Below are 20,425 nucleotides of genomic sequence, written 5' to 3'. Positions count from 1 at the left end.
ACATAAAAGGGAGGCTTTAAGCAAAATGGAAATTAAAAAACCAGCCATGGCCGGTACATTGGAGTCCAGCGACTGTCAGGTGACTGTAGAGCCAGGTGATGGTAAAATCGATTTTGTACTGGAAAGCGCAGTAATAAACCAGTATGGCAACAGGATCCGGAAGGTAATTATGGAAACCCTAAAGAATCTGGGAATCGACAATGTGAGAATCACAGTTGTTGATAAGGGAGCACTGGATTGCACCATTAAGGCGCGGGTGGAAGGTGCGGTATCCCGTTCCACGGACCAGTTTGAAAATATTCTTTGGGGAGGCAGAAGGAAATCATGAATCCGAATAAGAAACGTCTCAGAAGAACTATGATGTTTTTAAATGCCCAAAAACCGGGCCTCATTAAGGATCCGTATATTTATAAACCGGATTCCATTATGCTGGATTTAGAAGATGCGGTCGCAGAAAATCAAAAGGATGCAGCCAGGTTTTCCCTTTATCATGCACTACAGGAGATCGATTACAGGGGCTGCGAGCGGGTAGTCCGGATCAATGGCCTGGATACTCCTTATTGGAAGGAAGACATCCGATGTGCAGTCGCAGGCGGCTGTGATGCGATCCGGATTCCGAAAACAGAAAGACCTGAGGATGTTAAAGCGGTGGAGGCTGAGATCCGGATTGCAGAAGAGGATTTTGGCATTCCTGAAGGAAGAACGCTCATTATGGCTGCCATAGAATCTGCAAGAGGTGTGGTGAAGGCGCTGGATGTCTGTGAGGCTTCTGAGAGGCTGTTTGGAATCGCACTTTCCGGCGGGGACTATACCAAAGACTTACAGACCTATATTACAGGAACAGGAATTGAGCTGATGGGGGCCAGACAGAACTTGATCATTGCAGCCAGGGCAGCAAAAGTCCAGTGCTTTGATACGGTATATACCGACCTTAATGATATGGAGGGCTTCCGTCGGGATGTGGAAACCATTCATTTGATGGGATTTGACGGAAAATCCATTATCAATCCCCGCCAGATCCCGGTCGTCCATGATATCTTTACGCCGGCACAGAAGAATATCATCTTTGCAGAAAAGGTGGTTATGGAAATCGAGGACAAAAAAGAAAAGGGAATCGGAGTATTTATCGTAGACGGAAAAATGATCGACATTGCGTTCTATGACGGAGCCAAGAGAACCATAGAGCTTGCCAAGGCCTCTGGCGTATACAAAGGAGGATTGTAAGATGATTAATGCAGTAGGGAGAGATATTCCGGAAGAAATCTTAAAACTCACAGGAAAAGAACCGTTTATGGGAGTACATCACTTTGATGGATCTGTGTATAAAAAAGATGGTCCATTTACAAAGTGCGTGATCAATTCGGAAGGGAGCAAGCTGGTGGACAGCATTCACGATTGTCTGGTGAAATGCGGGATCCGGGATGGCATGACTCTGGGCTTTCATCATCATTTCCGGGAAGGCGACTATGTGGTAAACATGGTAATGGAGGAGATCCACAACATGGGAATCAAGGATATCACCATCTGTGCAAGCTCCCTTGGTAAAGCCCATGATAAACTGGTGGACTACATAGAGGATGAGACCATTACCGGGATTCAGTCCTCCGGCGTCAGGGGAAAGATCGGCAGGGCCATATCAGAAGGAAAGCTAAAGGGCCTGGCCATTATGCGTTCCCATGGCGGTAGAGTCCGTGCCATTGAAACCGGTGAGGTAAGGATCGATATTGCATTTATCGGTGCACCCACCTGCGATGACTATGGAAACTGCCGGGGCATCGGCGGAAAGTCTGATTGCGGCGTTCTCTCTTATTCCATGGTGGATGCAGATTATGCGGATAAAGTGGTTGCAATCACGGACTGCCTGGTTCCATTCCCAAACTTCCCCGCCCATATTTCCATGACAAAGGTAGATTATGTGGTAGTTGTTGATGAGATCGGGAATCCGGAGAAGATTGCTACCGGAGCCGCAAAACCAACCACAGATATGCGAAAGCTTATGATGGCTGATTATTGCACCAATTTTGTCGTGAATACCCCGTATTTTAAAGACGGATTTTCTTACCAGACCGGAGTAGGCGGAGCTTCCATTGCTTCCACCATTTCACTTGCAAAAATCATGAAGGAGAGAAATGTGCGCATGCGCTTCGGAGTGGGAGGACTGACAAAGCCCATGTGCGACTTATTGGAGAACGGTCAGGTGGATGCCCTGTTAGATACCCAGGATTTCGATCTGGATGCGGTAGAATCCGTTATGAATCCAAAGCATTTTCGGATCAGTGCAGGAGAATATGCCGACCCCTTTAACAAGGGAGCTGTTGTCAACAAGCTGGATTTTGTGATCCTGGCAGCTCTGGAAGTGGATGTGAATTTTAACTGCAACGTAGTGGTTGGCTCTGACGGCATGATTACAGGCGCTCAGGGAGGTCATCCGGACACTGCGGCAGGAGCAAAATGTACCATCGTGATTACTCCGCTGCTGCAGGGAAGGATTCCGGCAGTCTGCACAGATGTAACAACGGTTACAACACCCGGCGAATCCATTGATGTGGTGATCACGGATTATGGAATTGCAATCAATCCAAGAAGGCAGGAATTAATCCAGTGTATGAAAGATGTGGATCTGCCGTTTAAGACCATTGAGGAACTGCGGGATATCGCATACTCCATTACAGGAGAACCGGAAAAGGTACAGTTTGATGATAAGGTGGTAGGTATCATCGAAAGCCGGGATGGTACTGTTATGGATGTGGTTCGTAAGATCAGGGAGTTTCAGTTTACAGGAGAATAAATAATGAATAGCAGTTCTTGTGAGAAACCAAAAGAGACAATGACAGAGGCGGCTTTTCACATTGGGAACCTGGCTTACCGGGCCATGCTTGAGGAGGTCTATACGACCCCCAAGCCCGGCCTGGTGGATCTGTATTCCCCGGGTGCTCATAAAGACATGGATGTTACCTCCTTTGAGAAGAGTGCCAGAGCCCTGGAGCCGTATTTTGTATCCATGGCTTTAGAAGGCATGAGGCTTCCCCACATGCCAGGGCTGCTGTTTGAGCGCATCCGCCGGATCGGTCTGTCAGCGGAGGAAGCCATGTATCAGGCTACGGCAGGGGTAAATACTCATAAAGGTCTGATCTTTCACCTGGGAATCTTAAGTGCAGCAGCCGGGGCCTGTATGGAGGCTCATGGAACCGTGACCGCAGAGTATCTGGTGGAAATGGAGCAGGCCATGGCAAGGGAGACCCTTATAAAGGAATTAAAGGAGATGCAGGCGTTTACCAGCAATGGTGAAAAAAATCTGAATCAATACGGGCTTACCGGTGCAAGGGGAGAGGCCATAAGCGGCTATGCTTCCGTTCGCAGGATCGCCCTTCCTGTCATAGCAAAAGGGGTTAAGGAAGGCCGGGACTGGAATCGGATCAAACTGGAAACTTTATTTATGCTCATGAGCAGGGTAGAGGACTCTAACATCATTGCAAGACATAATCCGTCCGTTCTTTTGAAGGTACAGTCCATTGCTGGGAATTTCCTGCTTGCCGGCGGGGCTTATGGAGACAAAAGCATGGTGACATTAAAACGAATGGATGCGGATTTTATAAAGGGAAATATAAGTGCCGGAGGATGTGCAGATCTTCTGGCTGTTGCAATTTTCATGAATGATCTGGCAGAAGAACCGGTAAAGGGGAGGATTCTATGGAATTCGTAAAGCTGGAGGGTAGACCGTTAAAAGGAAAAGAACTGGAACTTTTAAAGGATTTTTTAAAACGGAATGATCTGGATTATGATCAGGGAATCGAATACAGCGTATGCCTGCTTGATGAGAATTACCGGATCCAGGCCACCGGCTCGGCAGAACAGAATGTCTTAAAATGCATTGCGGTTGATAAACGCGCACGTGGGTTTGGATTATCCGGTTCGATCATCTCATACCTGACCCAGTATGAATTTGAGAACGGCAGATCCCATATTCTTATATACACAAAGCCGGAAAACAGGGAGATGTTTAGAGACCTTGGATTTTATCCGGTTCTTATGACCGATGAGGTCCTTTTTATGGAAAACAGGAAAAACGGGTTTGAAGAGTTTGCGAACCGTCTGATCTCAGAGTCTCCTAAGGAGGCTCTGAAACCAGATATGGTCATCGGTTCCATCGTTGCCAACTGCAATCCATTTACTTACGGTCACCGATATCTGATAGAACAGGCCCTTACCTGCTGTGACTATGTCCATGTACTGGTTCTTGCCGATAACAGAAGCAGTTTTGGGGCGGATGAACGTTTTTTAATGGTGCGGGAGGGCCTGAGAGATCTGCCGCGGGCGATCGTTCATCAGGCAGCTGATTATGTCATATCCGCAGCAACCTTTCCAACCTATTTCATAAAGGAAAAGGTCCGGGGGGAAAGGGCCGGCTGCCGGCTGGACTTAGAGCTTTTCGGCAGGCGTATCGCCCCGGCTCTTCGGATAACAACACGTTTCGTTGGGACAGAACCGGTATGCGCGGTAACCAGCCAATACAATGAGGAGATGAAAAAGATCCTTCCCAGGCATGGAATTTCTGTAATGGAAATTGAGAGGATGCGATCCGGGGGAGAGGCAATCAGTGCATCTGAAGTCCGGAAATGGTATGAAAAGGGAGATTTTGTAGGAATGAGGGACCTGGTGCCTGAAACCACATTGAAATACCTTGAAAAGAAAAAAAAAAGGCCAGAGGCCTAAGGGATAAACCGGTATCCAAGACCTCTGACCGTTACGATATGGACCGGCTTCTGCCGGTTTTCTTCGATTTTACCACGCAGGCGGTTGATGTACACCATGATGGCATTATCGTCTACGGCAACGCTGTTTCCCCACACATGATCGTAAATCATGTCTTTTGTAAATACCTGGCCGGGATGCTTTAAAAACAGGAGCATCAGACTGCTTTCCTTGGAAGAAAGAACAATCTCTTCTCCGTTTTTATAAAACCGCATGGTGGAAGTATTATAAGTGAAAGATCCGCATTCCAGAACATCTGAGCTGTACAGCACCTGATTTTTGTTGCGGCGGATTAACGCCTTTACCTTGGCCCCCAGCACCAGGGGACGGAATGGCTTGGTTATGTAATCATCTGCGCCAACCGAAAGACCATATAGGGAATCATAATCCTCGTTTCTTCCGCTTACGATCATAACCGGAGTCTGGATGCCCTGGCTTCGCAGCCGTTTGATAACTTCAAAGCCCTCCATATCACCCAGCATTACATCCATGAGGATCATATCGTAAGTGTGGTTTTTCAGTTGATTCAGTGCGGTAAGTCCGCTGTCAGCAACACTGGTTTCCAGATCGTTGCTGTGCATGACTTTCTCCAATAACTTACAAACCGCCGGATCATCATCCACAATTAATACTTTATCAGACATAGCTTCCCCCTAAGTAAAATTTATGTAAAGTCTAAAATTATTATAATATTAACCCGGAGACAAGTCAATGAGGAACAGGCAAATAGAGGATGATTTCATGAGTAAAATAAAGAGAAATAAGAGATATGGGACGGTTTTCATGTTTTGTGCCATGGCCTCCGTGCTGCTGATTTTCTGTTGTCTTGTATTCAGCATCTGGGATGAATATAAAGAAACGATTATAAATAATCAAAAGAAACAGATGCTTTTGACAACCCAGAGCATGGGAGAAAATTTAAAGATTTTCATTGAAGGATATCAGGCAGATTTAAACACCCTGTGCGACATAGAAAACGAGAACTATAAAAAAACGGGCAGGGAAGAATGGAGCATACTTCAGAGCTATGTGACAAAACACAGCCGGTTTGTTTTTGATGTTATTTTGGAGGATCAGGACGGAAGTTTATTAAAAAGTATCAATGGATATGGGGTGGCTGAAACCTATTCCGTCACAGAAATCAGACAGGATGTGAGCTTTCGGCAGTGCAAACTGGATAATGGAGAAATGTATTTGATTTTAAAGAAAATTCTTCCTGACGGCAGATCTCTTTCCATTATTTTAAATGAAAAAAATTATTACAATTCCCTTGTTTCCAACATTCGCCTGGGAACCAATGGGTATGTGGTAATCAAGGACTCGAAAGGGATCATCCTCATTCACCCTCAGCAAAGCCAATGGGGGATCAATGTGATCTCCGGCAGGCAGGAGATGTTTCCGGACAAGGATTTAACCAGCCTGCAGCAGATGATAGAAAACCAGAACAGAGGAGAGGCAGGGGTCTCCGAATATTATTCCTACTGGTGGCAGGATCCGGGAGTTCCGGAGGTAAAAAAGGTCAGCGCTTATTCACCGGCTGTTATTGGAAACGGGTTTCTGGTAGTCAGTGCGGTGATTGACTACAATGATATTTATATCCCGGTTGCGGCCGGATTTTTCAAGCTGGGCCTTGTCTTTTTAGGAATTGTTTCCGTACTTCTTGGAATGGTGCTTTATATCGGGGATTTACGGGTCCAGAAGAAAAAGGACACGGAGGAGATCGCCTATCTCTGGGAGCTTAATAAAATTTTAGAGGAAATGCATCAGAGTGAAGAAACCATCGCCCATCAGCAGAGGCTTCAGATCATGGGAACCATGACCGGCGGTATTGCCCATGAGTTTAACAACTTACTGACTCCGATCATGGGATATGCCGAATTGCTGATGTATGGACTTTCAGAGGGGGAGGAAAATTATGACAGTGCATCAGAGATTTATGAGGCTTCCAGAAAGGCAAAAGAAATCATCCAGCAGATTTCATCCTTAAGCCGGAAAAATATGGAGACCGCGTTTAAAAACATAAACGCCGCAAAGGTACTGGTCCGTGCCATAAAAATGGTAAGCTCCGTATGCCCCGCCCATGTGCATCTGAAGAAAGAAATTGATTTATCCGATGAATGTTTTTTGGGAAACGAAACCCAGATGAATCAGGTCATATTAAACATTTGTGTAAATGCAATTCATGCGATCGGTCACAGGGAAGGAACCATAACCATAAACGGCAGCAGGGTAAACTCGGAAGAATTAAAACAATACAAGCTCACTTCAGTTTCAGAGGAGTGGAACTATTACCTTCGGATTGACATTGCAGACGATGGGGAAGGCATGAGTGAAGAGGTGTTAAAACAGATTTTTGATCCATTTTTTACAACAAAGAAAAATGGAACCGGAACGGGCCTTGGACTTTCTCTGGTCGAGCAGATCATTCATTCCCACAAAGGATATGTTTTTGCGGAAAGCAGGCTGGGAGAAGGCAGTGTCTTTCATATTTTCCTTCCTGTGAATGAACAGAAAGAGCAGGGAGAGCAGCAGGAAACAGAGGAGGAAAGTGAGGAGCAATTAAGGCTTTTGGTCATCGACGATAATCCAAAGGTATTACGGCTTCTGGAAAAGAACTTCGGCAGGCTCCGTGTACCTTTGACGGCATGCATGGATTTTGAGGAGGCCAGGAGAGTGCTAAAGGAGCAGGAAATAGATGCCATTGTGACGGAACATGAAATTGCAGGGAAAAGCGGTACTGATTTTTTCATGTCCCTTCAGGGACAGTACCCGGATATCATCCGGATCATTATGACGGACCGTGTAACGAGAGAAATCCTGGAGGCCAAGAAACGGAAAATCATTGATGAATACATCGATAAACCGGTTTCCGACTCCGCTATTTTAAAAGCAGTAAAGAACTGTAAGGAAAGAATATAAAAAGAAAAGCCTAATCTTAACAACTATTAATTTTTCTCTTAAAGAAATGAAAGAGAGAAGGAGGAAGAGTGTAAGGTTAGGCTTTTATACTGTTCCTATAAATAAAAAGTTAAGAGGAGGAAGAAAACATGAATGAGACAATGCTTGCATTATTAGGATTTGCAACCATTATCATGATCATTGTTTTACTGCTGAGGAATGTTACTGTTCCGGCGCTGGCATTTATCGGTGTATCCAGTGTAAGTGCGCTGATCCTGGTTTTGACCGGAACCTTCACAGTCAGTGAAGTTGGGAAATTTATTTCCAAGGGGGTGTCCGGGGTACACTCGACCGCTGCGCTGTTCATATTTTCCGTATTGTTTTTCGGAATTATGACAGATGCAGGAATGTTTGACCGCATCATTGATGCGCTTATGAAAAAAGTGGGGAACAATGTAGTAGGTGTGACTTTTATGACCAGTATCATCGCTATCATCGGCCATTTGGATGGAGGCGGCGCTTCTACGTTCTTAATCACCATTCCAGCCATGCTGCCGGTTTACAAGAAATTGAAAATGCGTCCGACAACACTGCTTTTAATATGCGTTACATCCATGGGGGTTATGAACCTGCTTCCATGGGGCGGTCCAACCATGCGTGCTGCTTCCGTATTGGAGGTAGAAGCCAATGTCCTTTGGATGAAGCTTTTGCCGATGCAGGCGGTTGGTATTGTAGTTGCTCTGTTTACTGCATTTTTCTGGGGCGTTGTTGAAAAGAAGAGAGGGGCAGGAGTCAATAGCACTCTTGTTATTGATGATTACGAAGCCTTGGAAGAAAGTGCTTCTACCTCCGATCTGGGAGAACTGGCAAGACCAAAGCTGTTTGCTTTCAACGTAATCCTGACATTAGTTGTTATTATAGCACTTGTTTTCATGCCGATGCCGTCTTATTTTATTTTTATGATTGGATGTGTTGCAGCTCTTTTAGTCAATTATCCTGGTGCGAAGCTTCAAAATAAGATCATTAAGTCCCACGCCGGTCCTGGCCTAATGATGGCATCTACCATACTGGCAGCCGGTGTATTCCTTGGAGTATTGGAAGACAGTGAGATCATGAACTACATGGCTAACGCAATGGCTGCGTTTATCCCTCAGTCCATGGGCCGTTTTCTGCCGCTTATCATCGGAGTACTGTCCGTGCCGCTGACCTTATTGTTCTGTACGGATTCCTATTTCTATGGTCTCCTTCCAGTTTTGATCGGTATAGGAAGTAAGTTTGGCGTAGATCCTAGCCATACGGCCATCACCATGGTAGTCTGCCGAAACTGCGCAACCTTCATAAGTCCTGTTGTACCGGCCACATTCCTGGGAATCGGCCTTGCGGGAGTAGAGATCAAAGACCATATCAAAACCTGTTTCCTGTGGATATGGGGAGTGAGTCTGGTTTGCCTGGTGGCCGGCCTTTTGCTTGGTGTACTGACTTTTTAATAGATTCCTAATATAAATCCTAAAATAAAATTCAAATGGGAAAGACGCCGGAATTTGATTCCGGCATCTTTCTTTCCTATGTAAGGCTATGTAAGGATCAGGAAACCGAATCCAGCCTTCCGCAGGTAACATCCATGACAAATCCCAGAACCGATACATCGGATGGCATAAGAGGATGGCCTTTAATCAGGGAAACGGATTTTTGAACAGCGGTTTCCGAGTTTTCAAAACCCTGAAACCAGGATTCAAAGTCCAATCCTTCCTCTTTCAGCCGGTGTATGGTTTCCATGTCAATGCCTCTCTGGAGCAAATGGGCGATGATAGTTTCCGGTGACAGAACGGCTGCTCCGCAGTCGGTATGACCGATAACCATGACTTCCTCCACACCGAATTCCAGAACAGCGATCAGCAGGCTGCGGATTGTGCTGTCAAATGGATCTAAGATCAAGCCGCCTGCGTTTTTTATTAACTTTACATCTCCGTTATGTATGTCTAGTGCGGCCGGCAGAAGCTCTATCAGCCGGGTATCCATGCAGGTTAATATGGCAAGCTTTTTCCTGGGACATTTGTTTGAAGCAAAGGATTTAAAGGAACCGCTTTTTACAAATACATCATTGTGCTTTAAAATTTCTTTAATCATAATCTGCCTCCTCATTATCATATAGGCCAATGATAGAGGAGAAACCTTAATATTGGATAAAATACTGTCTTAAAGATTGTTTAGTTTGTTTTATCAGGTACCTTTAGGTGGGCTCGCCTATATTGTGCTGTGTTTAAAGCAGAAAGTTTTAATATAATGTGAAAAATACACGGCCTAGTACTTGAAATTTACCCAAATTAGTTATACAATTATAATTGGCAGAAATTGGTGTTATTGCATAGGATTTTGTTAAATGTTTAACAAATGACTGTAAAAAATTACAAAATGGAGGATTGCAATATGAGTAATTCAACAGAAACATCAGCATGCAACCGGATTCATGCCTTGCTTGATGAGAACAGTTTTGTTGAAGTTGGCGGCTATGTTACCGCAAGGAACACAGACTTCAACATGACAGCAAAAGAAACTCCTGCTGACGGTGTTATTACTGGCTATGGTACTATTGAGGGATGCCTTGTTTATGTGTACAGCCAGGATGCATCGGTACTGGGCGGCTCCGTAGGGGAGATGCATGCAAGAAAGATCACAAAGCTCTACACCATGGCTATGAAGACCGGCGCGCCGGTGATTGGTCTGGTCGACTGTGCTGGATTAAGGCTTCAGGAAGCAACCGACTCTCTAAATGGATTTGGCGAGATTTATATGAGCCAGACTCTGGCATCTGGAGTAATTCCTCAGATAACAGCAATATTTGGGACTTGCGGCGGCGGCATGGCTGTTTCTGCAGCAATGTCTGACTTTACCTTTATGGAAACCAAGGGCGGCAGATTGTTTGTCAATTCTCCCAATTCCATTCAGGGAAATTATACTGAAAAATGCAACACTGCTTCCGCAGACTATCAAAGCCGAGAAGCCGGTATGGTGGATTTCACGGGAGAAGCGGATGACATTATAAATAATATCAGAACTCTTATTTCCATTCTTCCTTCTAACAGTGAGGATGACATGTCTTATGATGAGTGCAACGACGATTTAAACCGTGTATGCTCCGACCTGGAGAATTATATTGGGGATACAGCGATTGCATTGACTCAGATTTCCGATAATCATTTCTTTATGGAGACCAGGAAGGAATATGCAGCTTCCATGGTAACCGGTTTTATCCGTTTAAATGGCATGACAGTGGGATGTGTTGCAAACAGAACGGAATCCTATAATGAAGGCGGCGTTAAGACAGGTGTATATGATGCTCTTTTAAGCGGGCATGGCTGTGAAAAGGCTGCAAGATTCATTCATTTCTGTGATGCATTCAGTATTCCGGTTCTAACTCTTGTAAATGTAAAAGGATATGAAGCAACCAAATGCTCCGAGAAAAAAATTGCCAGGGCAGCTGCAGGGCTTACCTATGCGTTTGCCAATGCCACAGTTCCCAAAGTAACGGTTATTCTGGGGCAGGCCCTTGGAACTGCCTATCTGACCATGAACAGCAAGTCCATTGGTGCAGATATTGTTTATGCCTGGCCGTCGGCCTGTATCGGCATGATGGAACCGGCTGAAGCGGTTAAGATCATGTATGCGGATGAGATTGCAAAGGCTGAGGATGGAAAAGCACTGATCAGCGATCAGGCAGAAAGCTACAGGCAGCTTCAGTCCAGTGCTGTTTCTGCGGCAAAGAGAGGATATGTTGATGATATCATAGATGCCAGCGAAACAAGAGCACGGGTCATAGCGGCATTTGAGATGCTGTTCACAAAGAGAGAGGATCGTCCGGCAAAAAAACATGGCACGATTTAGAATGAGGTGACAGGTATATGAAACTGAATATGAAACGAGTAGCATTGGGACTTATTATGGCAGCCTGCCTCTTTTCATTATCTGCATGCAGCAAAGCCGATACCGCAGCCGAAGAAATCGATGCCAGGGTCCAGACACAGATGGAACAGCTTCCCGGTTCCTTCCTGGAGCTGTATACCGGTCTTGAGGACAGCCAGGTTCCTGAATTTAAGAAGAACATGCAGTACCAGGATGAGTATGCAGCCCTGGCTGAGGGTGTGGACTCCTGGGAGAATGTAAAGCATGAGCTTGGTGCCCTGGTATCAATCGGCGATACGGTGAAGGTAGAGGCCATTGGTCATGGGTACAGTGCTACAATTAATGCAGTATTTGAAAAGAGAAATATGGAATTTTCCATTACAACGGATTCAAAACTAACGAAGGTCACCAGCGTGGCATTTGTGCCGGAATATACATTAGGTGAACGCATGGAAAAAGCCGTGTTCAATACCCTGATGGGAATGGGAACCGTTTTTATTGTGCTGATTTTCATCAGCTGTCTTATCGGCTGCTTCCAGTATATCGGGAAGCTTGAAGATAAGATAAACGGGAAGGCTCAGGAGCCGGTTCCTGCACCTATTCCCGAAGTTTCTGTCCCTGCGGCAGAAGAGAACGAAGAACTTGTGGATGACTTAGAGCTGGTAGCAGTGATTACTGCGGCAATTGCGGCATCTGAAGGGAGCTCGCCAAGCGGCCTGGTGGTCCGCTCGATCAGACGGGCGCCATCTGGTAAATGGAAAAAAGCTTAATCAATCAGGAGGAATAACATCATGAAAAACTATACAATTACAGTGAATGGGAATGTTTATGAAGTAACCGTAGAAGAAGGCTTAACCACAGGCGCGCCGGCAGCAGTTACCAAGGCATCTGTGCCTGCACCTTCTGCACCAGCCGCACCAGCTCCCTCTGCACCGAAGGCAGCGCCCGCACCGGCAGCTCCAGTGAAAGCGGCAAACGTCGGCTCAGAAGGCGGCCTTAAGGTGGCGGCTCCCATGCCAGGCAAGATCCTTGGACTTAAGGTAAACCCGGGACAGGCAGTTAAAAGAGGAGATGTACTGGTTCTTCTTGAGGCTATGAAGATGGAGAACGAGATCGTAGCACCTTCCGATGGAACTGTTGCCAGCGTTAATGTAGCGGTCGGTGACTCAGTAGAAGCAGGAGCAACCTTAGCTACATTAAACTAGTACGGAAGAATCCGCTGTAAAGATAAACAGAGCGGAATCCATATGGAGGGATTAACATGGATTATATAAGTAATACATTTACAAATCTTCTTCAGCAGACCGCATTTTTTAACCTGACCGCAGGGAATATGATTATGATTCTTGTAGCCTTTATATTTTTATATCTGGCTATCAGAAAAGGTTTTGAGCCCCTGCTGCTGGTACCGATTTCCTTTGGTATGCTGTTAGTTAATATCTACCCGGATATTATGATGGAGGCTGGACCAGATGGCTCCGGAGGCGGACTGCTGAATTATTTCTTTAAGCTGGATGAATGGGGCATCCTGCCACCCCTGATTTTCATGGGTGTAGGAGCCATGACGGATTTTGGACCTTTGATTGCCAATCCAAAGAGCTTTCTTTTAGGAGCGGCCGCCCAGTTCGGTATTTATACCGCTTATTTTCTTGCTATTTTCATGGGCTTTAACGATAAGGCAGCGGCTGCCATCTCAATCATCGGTGGAGCCGACGGACCGACTTCCATATTCCTTGCAGGAAAATTGGGAATGACCTCCCTTATGGGCCCCATTGCGGTTGCTGCTTATTCCTATATGGCGCTGGTACCCATTATCCAGCCGCCGATCATGAAACTGCTGACCACAGAAAAAGAGAGAAAGATCCGGATGGAACAGCTCCGTCCCGTATCAAGACTAGAGAGGATCTTATTTCCGATCATCGTAACAACGGTGGTATGCCTCATTCTTCCCACAACGGCTCCCCTGGTGGGCATGCTGATGTTAGGAAACTTATTTAAAGAATCCGGCGTAGTAAAGCAGTTAACAGAAACAGCAGGCAATGCCCTGATGTATATCGTGGTCATCCTGTTAGGAACTTCCGTAGGTGCAACGACCAGCGCAGAAGCATTCTTAAACATGAGTACCATTAAGATCGTTGTTTTAGGCCTGGTGGCATTTTCAGTGGGAACGGCCGCAGGCGTGCTGTTTGGCAAGCTGATGTGCAAGGTTTCCGGCGGCAAGGTGAATCCCCTCATCGGTTCTGCAGGCGTATCTGCGGTTCCTATGTCAGCCCGTGTGTCCCAAAAGGTTGGCTCTGAGGCAGATCCTACCAATTTCCTGCTGATGCATGCCATGGGACCAAACGTGGCAGGTGTTATCGGTACTGCGGTTGCGGCTGGTACATTTATGGCAATATTCGGAGTTAGGTAACTTTTCCCTGGAAAGGCGTTAAGCCTTTCCGGTAAACAGAAGAATGAACAAACCTGGAGGTAAGACAATGGCAGAAATAGAGAAAAAGCCGGTTAAGATTGTAGAGACAGTCCTTCGTGACGCTCATCAGTCTTTGTTTGCTACAAGAATGACAACCGAGCAGATGCTTCCCATCATAGAGAAGATGGATCAGGTTGGCTATCATGCGGTAGAGTGCTGGGGCGGTGCAACCTTTGATGCATGCCTGCGTTTCTTAAAGGAAGATCCCTGGATGAGGCTTAGAAAATTAAGGGATGGTTTTAAGGATACAAAGCTGCAGATGCTGTTCCGGGGACAGAACATCCTGGGATACAACCATTATGCCGATGACGTGGTAGAGTATTTCGTCCAGAAATCTCTGGCTAACGGAATTGATATTATCCGCATTTTTGACTGCTTCAACGATCTTCGCAACTTACAGACAGCAGTGACTGCCTGCAATAAAGAAAAAGGCCATGCGCAGGTAGCTTTAAGCTATACCCTTGGGGAAGCCTATACCCTGGATTACTGGAAGGACATAGCAAAGAGGATCGAGGATATGGGTGCTGATTCCATCTGTATCAAGGATATGGCAGGTCTTTTAACACCCTACAAGGCGGATGAGCTGGTACGGGCATTAAAGGAATCCACAAAGCTTCCGATTGACTTACACACCCACTATACTTCCGGCGTTGCTTCCATGACCTATCTAAAGGCAGTTGAAGCAGGCTGTGATATCATCGATACCGCAATGTCTCCCCTTGCTCTTGGAACCAGCCAGCCGGCGACCGAGGTTATGGTTGAAACCTTCCGCGGCACGGCCTATGACACGGGCTACGATCAGAACCTGCTGGCAGAAATCTGTGCATACTTCCAGCCGATCAGAGAGGAAGCATTAAAGAGCGGACGATTAAATCCAAAGGTATTGGGCGTAGACATTAAGACCCTTCAGTATCAGGTACCTGGCGGCATGCTTTCCAACCTGGTGAGCCAGTTAAAGGAAGCCGGTCAGGAAGACAAGTACATGGAAGTGCTGCAGGAGATTCCAAAGGTACGAAAAGACTTTGGAGAACCGCCTCTTGTTACCCCATCTTCCCAGATCGTCGGTACCCAGGCCGTTTTAAATGTCATTAGCGGTGAACGTTATAAAATGGTAACGAAAGAGACAAAGAAGATTTTTATGGGCGAGTTCGGACAGACGGTTAAACCATTTAATGAAGAAGTCCAGAAGAAGATCATCGGTGATGAAAAGCCGATCACCTGCCGCCCGGCTGATTTGATTCCTCCCCAGCTTCCTCAGTTTGAGAAGGACTGCGCACAGTGGAAACAGCAGGATGAAGACGTACTTTCCTATGCCCTGTTCCCAACGGTTGCCAAAGAATTCTTCCAGTACCGGGCTGCTCAGCAAACCGGTGTGGATTCGTCTCTGGCAGATAAAGAAAATAAGGCTTATCCGGTATAACGTTCATAAAAAGGTCTCCCTATTTTGGGAGACCTTTTTTACTTTATAGGAAAAGGAATGTACCCTTAACCTAGCAACCGTCAACGAATCGGAGAGAGGATAGGCGTTATCAGAATTACGGTCAACTCGTTTCTCTTTGCCATAAAATTAACACTAGGCTTATTAAATAACAGCGTCTCTGTTATTGCAGACGGATTCAATAATCTAGGTGATTGCGCATCTTCCCTTGTGACCACAATTGGTTTTCATTTAAGCGGGAAAACCACAGATGAAAAACATCCTCACGGTTATGGAAGGATGGAATATATTAGTGGTTTTGTTGTAGCCATGTTAATCATTGTTACAGCTATATCGGTAGGGAAGTCTTCTATTGTGCGTATTCTGCATCCAGAACAACCTACATTAACAGCCTGGCTTTTTTTTGCACAGGTAAGCCACATTTAAAGATAGCCTGGCAGATTCTGTTGTGACTGCTGTCACGCTTCTATCATTAATCACCTCGCGGTTCAACGCATTACCTATCGATGGCAGTTGGTTTTCCTAATAAATAACACTTTAACAGAGGAGAAATGGAGCTTGTAGGCCGAAGACATTCTCTTATAAGTATAAAGATTTTCTTACAAATAATTCCATTTGTCTGAACTTTACCTGATTCAGTTGACACATGGTATCATTTGTCATTATAATAAATAAATGTATAATTTACATGTAATTGGAAATTTATTAAATACAAGAGGACATATTGGGAGAAACAGATGAAAAAGTATAAAAAAGCTCGTAAGATGGCCGTCATTCTGGCCAGCGTCCTGGTGATGGACTCTTACATGGGAGCGGTTTCGCCATACATAAATGCTTATGCTTATACGGAAAAGGCAGCAACGGTCAATGCCACCACTTTGAACGTGAGAAGCGGTCCGGGTACGACCTATTCAGTAGTTACAAAATTAACAAATGGGGCATCGGTTACGGTGATCGATGAGAAGAACGCATCGGATGGAGCACTCTGGTATCAGATCCGTGTGTCCGGTTCCGGCGGCCAGACAGTTACCGGGTATGTTTCCAAAAGCTTTCTTAAGTTTCCTGCCTCTTATACCAATGATGCGGATTTTGAGTCCCGGCTTACGGCGGAAGGGTTTCCGGAAAGCTATAAGACAAAGCTTCGTGCGCTGCATGCCCAGTATCCCAAGTGGGTATTCCGCGCCCAGCATACAAACCTGGACTGGAACACGGCCATTAAGGAAGAAAGCCAGGTAGGAAAAACTCTGGTCCACACCAACAGCCTGTCATCCTGGAAGTCCACGGTAGATGGCGCTTATAACTGGGATACCAGTACATGGATCGGTTATGACGGAAGCTCCTGGGTGACCGCTTCTGAAGACATTGTAAGATATTATATGGACCCAAGAAATTTCCTTGATGAGACCAATGTCTTCCAGTTTATGACCCATACCTATGACAGCAATAAGCATACGGCAGATGGATTAAAGACCATGGTAAAGGGTACGTTTCTATCCGGCGAATCTTCCGGCGGAAGCAGTAACCAGGGGAATACGGACAATTCTTCCGGCGGCGGCACGGTCATAGGGCCAGGTGCGGCCATTGGACCGGGAGCAGCTATTAACCCGGGGGCAGGATCGGAGTCTGATTCCGATTCAGGTAAGGTCAGTCTGGAAGGGCCGCAAGCTTCCATAACGCCTAAAAACCTTCCCATCGTCATGGAATACGGACCGGGAGCCAGCCTTACGGGACCGTCCTCATCCAATTCCAATACGACCGGAACGGTTTCAGGCAGCAGCGCCTATGTGAATATGATCATGAATGCGGCTTCTCAGTCAGGGGTGAACCCTTACGTCCTTGCAGCTATGATCATTCAGGAGCAGGGATCTTCCGGTACAGGTAAAAGCATTTCAGGAACAGAATCTGGTTACGAAGGATATTATAATTTTTTTAATATTGAAGCATATCAGTCAGGAACTATGACTGCGGTGCAAAGAGGCTTATGGTGGGCGTCCCAGTCCGGCAATTATGAAAGGCCATGGAATTCTCCTGAAAAATCAATTTTAGGCGGAGCTTTCTATTATGGTAATAACTATGTAAAAGTTGGGCAGGATACATTTTATCTGAAGAAGTTTAACGTGCAGGGGTCTAATTTATATAAACACCAGTATATGACCAATGTACAGGGAGCTGCATCAGAGGGTGCTGTTTATTCAAAAGCCTATAACAGTGATATGAAACAGACAGAGCTTGAGTTTAAAATACCAATTTATAACAATATGCCTGATAACGCCTGCAGCCAGCCTACCGGCGACGGCAATCCAAACAATAAGCTGTCCGGTTTGAGCGTGGAAGGATTTGTCATGACTCCCACCTTTAGCCGCGATACTCTTGCATACGATTTGATTGTGGATCCCGGTGTATCAAGCATCAATGTGAATGCAACCGCCCTCAGTTCTTTGGCTTCTGTCAAAGGGACAGGTACAATCGCGCTTTCAAGCGGCAATAATGATATCAAGGTGACGATTACGGCTCAAAATGGAAGTGTCAGGGAATACGTCCTTCACGTGGTGCGCCAGAACAACGGCCCGACTTATTCTTCAGGCGCTGGTACCGGCTCAGGCTCAGGCACCGGCTCAGGCACCGGCGGTAATACTTCATCCGGCCCTGGCAGCAGCATAGGCCCTGGAGTATCAAATCCTTCCGGTACGAATCAGGCTGGAACACCAGGAGGAAGCAATGTATCCATAGCTCCTGATGGTTCCACAGGCATTTCCGTTCAGACTTCCACGGGAGTCATAGCCCAGGGACCTGGAACTGAAATCAAAGTGACGGAAACCGCCACAAGCAGTCCCCAACAGACCCAGGCTCCGGCCGCCGGCCAGTCCTCTGCTTTTGGAATAGGAGATATCAACGGGGATGGAAAAATAAACAGCCTGGATGTACTGAAGCTTCAGCGTTATCTTCTGGGGTTGGAGACCATATCTGAGAAGGGCAAGCCGGCAGCTGATTTAAATGGAGACGGCAAGGTGAATTCACAGGATCTTCTGCTTTTGCAGAAAAAAATCCTCGGACTTTAAAGTCCAACAGAAATAGGAGACAATATGAATAGGAAACTGAAAAAACTAACGGCCGGTCTGATTCTGGCCTGTGTGATTGCCATATCCTGTCCTGCCGGACGGCTGGTATCCTGGGCCGCAGATGCTAAGATCGCGTTTTCTGACCCATCGGTCATGGTGGGAAACGAAGTAACAGTAAACATGAAAGTGACCAGTGACAGCGCCCTTGGTACGGCGGAAGTCATGCTGTCTTATGATCCGAATATTTTGGAGTTTGTCAGCGGAACCAATGCAAACGGCGGCGCAGGAGCTATTAAGGTCCTGGGAACCATGGATTCTGCTGATCAGAAAACTTTTAGCTTTACCTTAAAGTTTAAGGCTTTGCAGGCAGGAAATACCCAGATCAATGTGACCTCCCAGGAAATCTATGATGTGGATTCCCAGACACTTTCTTTGAGTAAGCAGGGGAGTTCAACGGTCAAGGTCACATCTCCTGCCACATATTCAAAGGATGCAACGCTTAAATCATTAAAGATTTCCCCAGGAACTCTGACTCCGGCGTTTTCTGCTTCAGTAGAAAGCTATACGGCAGAGGTTGATGCAAACACAGCGGATCTGGTAGTAAATGCGGTGGCAGCCAATGCAGGCGCTCATGTAGCACTTCAGGGAGAAAAGGGCTTAAAGTCCGGTGTAAACCAGGTAGTGATCAAGGTAACTGCAGAGGATGGGCAGACCGTTAAGAATTATACCATTCAGGTCAATAAAGCAGAGGGGGGGCAAACCGCCCCAACAACAGGCGGAAATACAGAAACGTCTGAGGCAGAATTCGGCGATGCAGTGGTGACCATTAACGGAACCGATTACAGCATTGCTTCCTCCTTTGATGAATCATCGCTTCCGGAAGGCTTTGAGTCTGAGACCTATTCCTATAAAGGAACAGAAGTTATGGCCGGAAAAGGATTGGAAAAAGACCTGCTTCTGCTTTATTTAAAGGATTCCGGAGGAAACGGCGGATTCTACATTTACAATGAAGGTTCAGATTCCTGGGCCCAGTTCGTACAGGTAGAGACCGTAGCAAAGGCTATTGTTATCATTCCTCTTGATAAGGATACGGTTGTGCCGGAAGGCTTCCATGAACGGCAGGCCGATATTGACGGCGCGCGAGTGACCGGCTGGGTGGAGAACTCAGAGGCAGAGCCTCAGTATTGCCTTTTCTATGCAATGAACTGGAACGGAGAGAAACATTTCTACCGTTATGATATTTCTGAAAAGACCATTCAAAGATACTATGCTTCCGGAGTTTCCAATAGTAAGTATGTGGAGATGGCCAACACATATGATCAGCTGACTAAGGATTACTACAGGCAGCTCTACCTTCTCATTGGAGTGAGCGTTGTGGCTCTTGGCCTGCTCGTTGCAGTCATTGTCCTTGCAAGAAAAGGAAATGGATTCGGTCTCAGCCGGCCCGGCAGCGGCAGATCTGGAAAAGGAAAGGAACAGGAACTGGAAGATAACCGGTTGTGGGCAGAGCCGGAGGAAGAAATCCCCTCAAGCAAGATCAAACGATACAGCAGGGAAGAGTTTGACAGACAAAGTTCCCAAACTGGACTGGAACCGGAATACCTGGAAGAAACCTTGGACGAGCCTCTTTATTCAGAAGATGCAGTACAAGAAGTCCAGGAAGAGGATGATTTCATTGAAGAAACCAGTCTGGAAGACTTTGAACGGGATCTTAAATCTTCCGGTGCAGGGAATTCCGGGAAACCAAGGGAAAAAGGCGGTTCAGGGCCTGTCCATAAAGAGCCGGATGATATTACGGAAACAGAAGAGCATGACAAGGACGAAGACGACTTTGAGTATTTGGACTTAGATGATTAAAGTACTTTAAACAATTGAAATGACAATGACGAAAGCACCTGAATGAAGGTG

The 20,425-nt window shown here is 46.1% G+C and carries 17 protein-coding genes; 15 read left to right on the top strand and 2 right to left on the bottom strand.

Features of this window, described 5'->3' with window-relative positions; all coding sequences use genetic code 11:
- The first annotated feature begins 25 nt into the window (after window positions 1–25).
- Genes citD through citC form a run of 5 tightly spaced genes read left to right on the top strand, consistent with a single transcriptional unit; the run spans window position 26 to window position 4,713 of the window.
- The gene (gene citD, locus H171_RS12425; RefSeq protein ID WP_100305439.1) at window positions 26–328 is read left to right on the top strand and encodes a citrate lyase acyl carrier protein; all 303 of its coding nucleotides are present in this window, start codon (window positions 26–28) and stop codon (window positions 326–328) included.
- Window positions 325–1,224, top strand: a complete 900-nt coding sequence (locus tag H171_RS12420; protein ID WP_100305438.1) for an aldolase/citrate lyase family protein — start codon at window positions 325–327, stop codon at window positions 1,222–1,224. Before citD ends, H171_RS12420 begins: the two co-directional genes overlap by 4 nt.
- Window position 1,225: 1 nt before the next feature.
- A complete protein-coding gene (gene citF / locus H171_RS12415; protein ID WP_100305437.1) occupies window positions 1,226–2,788 on the top strand; it encodes a citrate lyase subunit alpha in 1,563 nt (520 codons plus the stop codon).
- A gap of 3 nt (window positions 2,789–2,791) precedes the next feature.
- Entirely contained in the window at window positions 2,792–3,703 is a 912-nt protein-coding gene (gene citG / locus H171_RS12410) for a triphosphoribosyl-dephospho-CoA synthase CitG (protein WP_100305436.1), read from the top strand.
- A complete protein-coding gene (citC, locus tag H171_RS12405; RefSeq protein ID WP_100305435.1) occupies window positions 3,691–4,713 on the top strand; it encodes a [citrate (pro-3S)-lyase] ligase in 1,023 nt (340 codons plus the stop codon). The genes citG and citC overlap by 13 nt, the downstream gene beginning before the upstream one ends.
- Here the strand turns inward: citC and H171_RS12400 are convergent.
- The gene (locus H171_RS12400) at window positions 4,710–5,396 is read right to left on the bottom strand and encodes a response regulator transcription factor (protein WP_025232121.1); all 687 of its coding nucleotides are present in this window, start codon (window positions 5,394–5,396) and stop codon (window positions 4,710–4,712) included. The genes citC and H171_RS12400 overlap by 4 nt on opposite strands.
- A gap of 97 nt (window positions 5,397–5,493) precedes the next feature.
- Here H171_RS12400 and H171_RS12395 point away from each other — a divergent pair, with 97 nt between their 5' ends.
- Together H171_RS12395 and H171_RS12390 are read left to right on the top strand one after the other, a co-directional pair.
- Window positions 5,494–7,671 (top strand): ATP-binding protein, encoded by a 2,178-nt coding sequence (locus H171_RS12395; RefSeq protein WP_242976948.1) that lies wholly within the window; start codon window positions 5,494–5,496, stop codon window positions 7,669–7,671.
- Between the two features lie 128 nt (window positions 7,672–7,799).
- On the top strand, window positions 7,800–9,137 hold the full coding sequence (locus H171_RS12390; protein WP_100305434.1) for a CitMHS family transporter: 1,338 nt from the start codon (window positions 7,800–7,802) through the stop codon (window positions 9,135–9,137).
- A 97-nt stretch (window positions 9,138–9,234) separates the two neighbouring features.
- Here H171_RS12390 and H171_RS12385 read toward each other — a convergent pair whose 3' ends face one another.
- Window positions 9,235–9,777 carry a beta-class carbonic anhydrase gene (locus H171_RS12385; protein ID WP_100305433.1) on the bottom strand — a complete coding sequence of 181 codons (543 nt, stop codon included), beginning with the start codon at window positions 9,775–9,777 and terminating at the stop codon, window positions 9,235–9,237.
- Window positions 9,778–10,077: 300 nt separating this feature from the next.
- Between H171_RS12385 and H171_RS12380 the strand changes: the two genes are divergently transcribed.
- The 8 genes from H171_RS12380 (at window position 10,078) to H171_RS12345 (ending at window position 20,374) form a co-directional block, all read left to right on the top strand.
- Complete coding sequence (locus H171_RS12380) at window positions 10,078–11,532, top strand: acyl-CoA carboxylase subunit beta (RefSeq protein ID WP_100305432.1); 1,455 nt, start codon at window positions 10,078–10,080, stop codon at window positions 11,530–11,532.
- 17 nt (window positions 11,533–11,549) lie between these two features.
- A complete protein-coding gene (locus H171_RS12375; protein ID WP_100305431.1) occupies window positions 11,550–12,320 on the top strand; it encodes an OadG family protein in 771 nt (256 codons plus the stop codon).
- Between the two features lie 21 nt (window positions 12,321–12,341).
- On the top strand, window positions 12,342–12,755 hold the full coding sequence (locus H171_RS12370; protein WP_100305430.1) for a biotin/lipoyl-containing protein: 414 nt from the start codon (window positions 12,342–12,344) through the stop codon (window positions 12,753–12,755).
- 56 nt (window positions 12,756–12,811) lie between these two features.
- Entirely contained in the window at window positions 12,812–13,960 is a 1,149-nt protein-coding gene (locus H171_RS12365; RefSeq protein ID WP_100305429.1) for a sodium ion-translocating decarboxylase subunit beta, read from the top strand.
- A 67-nt stretch (window positions 13,961–14,027) separates the two neighbouring features.
- Window positions 14,028–15,440 (top strand): oxaloacetate decarboxylase subunit alpha, encoded by a 1,413-nt coding sequence (locus H171_RS12360; protein WP_100305428.1) that lies wholly within the window; start codon window positions 14,028–14,030, stop codon window positions 15,438–15,440.
- Between the two features lie 87 nt (window positions 15,441–15,527).
- On the top strand, window positions 15,528–15,884 hold the full coding sequence (locus H171_RS25040; protein ID WP_100305427.1) for a cation diffusion facilitator family transporter: 357 nt from the start codon (window positions 15,528–15,530) through the stop codon (window positions 15,882–15,884).
- A 311-nt stretch (window positions 15,885–16,195) separates the two neighbouring features.
- On the top strand, window positions 16,196–18,517 hold the full coding sequence (locus H171_RS12350) for a dockerin type I domain-containing protein (protein WP_100305426.1): 2,322 nt from the start codon (window positions 16,196–16,198) through the stop codon (window positions 18,515–18,517).
- A gap of 24 nt (window positions 18,518–18,541) precedes the next feature.
- Complete coding sequence (locus H171_RS12345) at window positions 18,542–20,374, top strand: cadherin-like beta sandwich domain-containing protein (RefSeq protein ID WP_100305425.1); 1,833 nt, start codon at window positions 18,542–18,544, stop codon at window positions 20,372–20,374.
- Window positions 20,375–20,425 lie beyond the last annotated feature (51 nt).

The organism is [Clostridium] celerecrescens 18A, from assembly GCF_002797975.1.
Lineage (GTDB): Bacteria > Bacillota > Clostridia > Lachnospirales > Lachnospiraceae > Lacrimispora > Lacrimispora celerecrescens.
Note: the sequence above shows the minus strand (reverse complement) of the source record. Positions and strands in the feature narration are given on the sequence as shown.